This is a genomic window from Pseudomonadota bacterium (genome assembly GCA_030859565.1).
Classification (GTDB): domain Bacteria; phylum Pseudomonadota; class Gammaproteobacteria; order JACCXJ01; family JACCXJ01; genus USCg-Taylor.
Genome location: JALZJW010000239.1, coordinates 1 through 3,661 on the forward strand (window position 1 = coordinate 1; position 3,661 = coordinate 3,661).

Annotated in this window: 7 protein-coding genes; 4 read left to right on the plus strand and 3 right to left on the minus strand. The window is 56.6% G+C overall.

Features of this window, described 5'->3' with window-relative positions; all coding sequences use genetic code 11:
• Positions 1-407: 407 nt before the first annotated feature.
• On the minus strand, positions 408-725 hold the full coding sequence (locus M3436_20035; GenBank protein ID MDQ3566265.1) for a transcriptional regulator: 318 nt from the start codon (positions 723-725) through the stop codon (positions 408-410).
• Positions 726-727: 2 nt separating this feature from the next.
• Positions 728-1,054, minus strand: coding sequence for a type II toxin-antitoxin system RelE/ParE family toxin (locus M3436_20040; GenBank protein MDQ3566266.1), 327 nt, complete (start codon positions 1,052-1,054; stop codon positions 728-730).
• 356 nt (positions 1,055-1,410) lie between these two features.
• On the opposite strand from M3436_20040, the gene M3436_20045 reads away from it, so the two are divergent.
• From M3436_20045 to M3436_20055, 3 genes are all read left to right on the plus strand, one after another.
• Positions 1,411-1,581, plus strand: coding sequence for a hypothetical protein (locus M3436_20045; protein MDQ3566267.1), 171 nt, complete (start codon positions 1,411-1,413; stop codon positions 1,579-1,581).
• Between the two features lie 164 nt (positions 1,582-1,745).
• Positions 1,746-1,976, plus strand: a complete 231-nt coding sequence (locus M3436_20050; GenBank protein MDQ3566268.1) for a hypothetical protein — start codon at positions 1,746-1,748, stop codon at positions 1,974-1,976.
• Positions 1,963-2,385, plus strand: a complete 423-nt coding sequence (locus M3436_20055; protein ID MDQ3566269.1) for a putative toxin-antitoxin system toxin component, PIN family — start codon at positions 1,963-1,965, stop codon at positions 2,383-2,385. The genes M3436_20050 and M3436_20055 overlap by 14 nt, the downstream gene beginning before the upstream one ends.
• Positions 2,386-2,590: 205 nt before the next feature.
• Here the strand turns inward: M3436_20055 and M3436_20060 are convergent, their stop codons facing one another.
• A complete protein-coding gene (locus M3436_20060) occupies positions 2,591-3,136 on the minus strand; it encodes a transposase (GenBank protein ID MDQ3566270.1) in 546 nt (181 codons plus the stop codon).
• 76 nt (positions 3,137-3,212) lie between these two features.
• Between M3436_20060 and M3436_20065 the strand changes: the two genes are divergently transcribed.
• On the plus strand, positions 3,213-3,530 hold the full coding sequence (locus M3436_20065; protein MDQ3566271.1) for a transcriptional regulator: 318 nt from the start codon (positions 3,213-3,215) through the stop codon (positions 3,528-3,530).
• The last annotated feature ends 131 nt before the right edge of the window (positions 3,531-3,661 follow it).

Here is a 3,661-nt window from a genome sequence, read left to right on the forward strand (position 1 = left end):
GGATACTGCGTCAGTACGGTGGGATTGGACGAACAGATGATCCGTGCTTACGTAAAGAATCAGGACGATCTCGATCGCCAAGAAGATCTGTTTAACCAATAGCCCCTTTAGGGGCTTACCTCAAGCCACCTGCTCTGCAGGTGGTAGGGTGACTCCGCCGCGCTCATCTGTAGCTCTTCAAGCGGTTCGGCGAGATGTTCGCCAGGATGTATGGCACTGCGTCCCATGTTGCACCTCAATGGTAATCGACAATCTCAACGTTGATCGGGCCGGGTGAGCCCTTCGGCAAGGTGTTTTACGCGCCGATGGACGTCGTGTTCGGCGAAGGGGCACGGCGAGAAGTCGCGCAGCCCGATAGTTTTTGTAAGCCGGGAGCGCTTCGAACCCGAACTACCTTAGCGCCCTGGCTACCGGGCCAGACGGACCTCGACACGAACGCCTTCACGCTTTTGCAAATGGGCGATCACATCAAAGAGGTTCCGCGCTTGCGGGTTGCCACGGGGACCCAGCATCCGCATCAGGCTTTTCGGCGGTCTGCCGGTCTCTTCTCCCAATGCCTCAAAGCCGATGGTGGCGTTGATGTAATCACGCAAAACCGCCTTGCCGGTCTCCGCATCGCCGGATAGAAAGCATTCAAGGGCTTCGGTCAAAAGCGCACTGCGGAAAGCCGCGTCGGTCTCTGCCCGCGCCTTGATGGTCTCTTTGAAATCCCGTGTCAGGGCCATAACTAACGCTCCACCTTTTTGCGGGCCTTGTATTCCTGCCAGAGACGTCGGGCAGCCTCAATATCCGCGCTCTGCCGCTTCTTCGTGCCGCCCCCAAGCAAGATCACCAGCCGCTCGCCGTCCTTGCCAAAATAGATGCGGTACCCCGGCCCGTAGTCGATCTTGAGTTCCAAAACCCCGCCGCCCACGCCTTTCACATTCGAGCGGATACCGTGCTCAATACGCGCAAGCGCAACCGTTACTTTGGCAGCGGCACGGGCATCGAGACCGACAAACCATTTCTCAAAGAGGCTGCGGCCTGCCGGATCGATATATTCCCGTACCTCGATCATGTATCATAGTAACATATAAGTTACTTTATGAATAGGCATTCTGGAAGGATCCGGAATGGCGGTAGACAGAAAAAACCGATGCAACACTATTTCTAATTCGGTTGCACTGGATTTGTTTTCAGGTCGTGCCGCCGCGATTCGACAGATCGTAGCGTTTTGTCTAAGGACGCGCCGCTGGAACAGGGTAAAACGACGCGTTAGGTGTGACCGCCGGACGTGTAATGTCCCCTCTCTCGAAGCATTTGTTAGGCAAAGCTGCCTTTAATTGTGGTCTTATGTCTTCAAAAAAGCGTAGTGTTGGTATCCCCTAATGTCGGAGCTGGTGTTTAAGGATGGCGAGCTGGTGGCGCGCAATGGCAAAGTGGTTAAGGAAACGCACGGGGATGACCCACGCGGTGCGCCCCGAGTACGACAGAAGCATAGAGCGCACGCTCAAGCGGCACTTTTCCGAGCACCAGACGGTCAGCTTCGAGAACTGTAGCGTGGCCGACTGGGAAATTGAAGACTGGGCAGGGCCGGCTTAGCATTCACCCTTGCCGCGCAGGCGCATCCTGATGCGCATCCGCGCCCCGTCGAATGCCCGACTACTTCTGCGCCTTGTCTCGGCCTTCTCATCTCCGCCAGTCTCCCGCTTACCTTTATCACTGCTATAATGAAATCAGTGTCATGACCCTTAAACGCATTGAAGATGGCGAGCATCATACTGGAACACATCAAAGGCGAGGACGTAATGAAGCGCCTCACCGAGGCACTAGAGCTTGATCCCGCCAGCACCTACCACGTGACTGTGCAGGTCGAGGATGAGGACCTCGCAAGTGCTACCTCACTCCCAGAATTGGCGGAGATATTGAGCAAACGTGCCCAGTCACGAGGGCTCACGCCGGAGATCCTGACCGATATGCTCGATGGCGACGTCTAAGCGTTTTGTCATCGACACGAATGTCCTCATCAGCTCCTTGCTGTTTTTCGAATCGATTCCCGGTCAAGCGGTGACCAAGGCGCTAAAGACGGGGGTCTTACTCCGGTCTGAAAGCACCCTGTCAGAACTGGCGCGGGTACTGGAGCGCGCGAAATTCGATCGCTATCTGGCCCGCTACGAACGCATGGTCTTTCTGGACCGGTTCATCCAGGACACCGTGCACGTGAACACGCAACCTGCAATCCTGGCCAGTCGTGATGCTAAAGACAATAAATTTCTGGAACTCGCGGTAGCCGGCCGAGCCACATGCATCATCACGGGCGACTCCGATTTGCTTGACCTGCACCCGTTCCGCGGCATCTCCGTCGTCGCACCCGCGCAATTCATCCGGTCGGCAGATTCCGCATAAGGTTGTGCCTTACCAGGACACGCTCTTTTCGTAGCCGGGAGCCGCGTGAGCACCATGCGGGCCGCAAATGACCCGTGCGCTGCGTTCCATCTGACATTTTTCTAAAAAATCGACTACGACCCATATCCCTATGACCAAATCCAGGTTTACGTCTTCGAGTCGGCCAAGATTCCCGAAGCAAGTGTAGCGTGCGCTATGCGTACGATTAGAGCGCCTCACCATACCGCCCCGCATCGTCTTCCGCATGGCGGGCCCATGTTAAAGGGTAGAGACCTCGCGTCACATAACGATGAAAGCTCAAATACGGCCAGTCGGCCACCCGGATAACGTAACCGTGTTTAACCGGGTTCCAATGGACGTAATCCGCGTGTTTAGTAAAGTCAAGGTCGTCGCGTATCTGGTGTTCCCAGAAGCGGCGTTGCCATAACCCCAATTCCCGTCGCTTGCGGCGTGATGAGGTCAGATCGGTCGTAATCAAGTGCCTGACCTGTTGGCTTACCCTCCGTTTCACCAAGTTCCAGCGCAATGCATAGTCCGCATCGCCTTCGGGTAACGTCCAGAGGCAGTGCAGATGGTCAGGCAACAAGACAAAGGCATCGATGGTAAACGGATGGGCACCTTTTACCGCCCGTAGTGCCTCGCGCAGCGCAGAGTACACGGGTGGATCGGTCAATCGCACCTGACGTCGATAGGTATTGACAGTAAAGAAGTACGTCGCCCCAGGCGTGACAGCACGACGAAATGTGGCCACGCGGTGATTGTAGTTATCTCGTGCGCACAGCGCACGCTACGCTCGCTACAAGCGAGCGCTGCGCGCGATCGAGCAGTTGTGGGAGGCCAAGCCCGATACGCCCGAGAGCGACCGCTTGGAGCTCCTCTGCATCCTCGTCGAAGCGTTCGAGCGGGAGCACTATCCTATCCCGCCGCCCGATCCGATCGCGGCCATCGAGCACTGCATGGAAAGCCGCGGGCTCACCCGGAAAGATCTAGAGCCGTTCATCGGCAGCCGGGCGCGGGTCTCCGAGGTGATGGCAAGGCGCCGCCCGCTGACCTTGCGCATGATCCGCCGCCTCACTGTGGGACTGGAGATCCCCACTGACGCTCTTATCCAACCCTATCGCACAGTCGATCACCGGGCAGCTTGACCGCAGCCTATTCCAATGCAAGATGAGTCTGAAGGGAGGGCTTATTTCTAACACAAGATGAGTCTGAAGTAGGTCGGCGACTGTTCATGATGGGAGGATGAGTACCATCATGAACGACGGACGATTAGCGA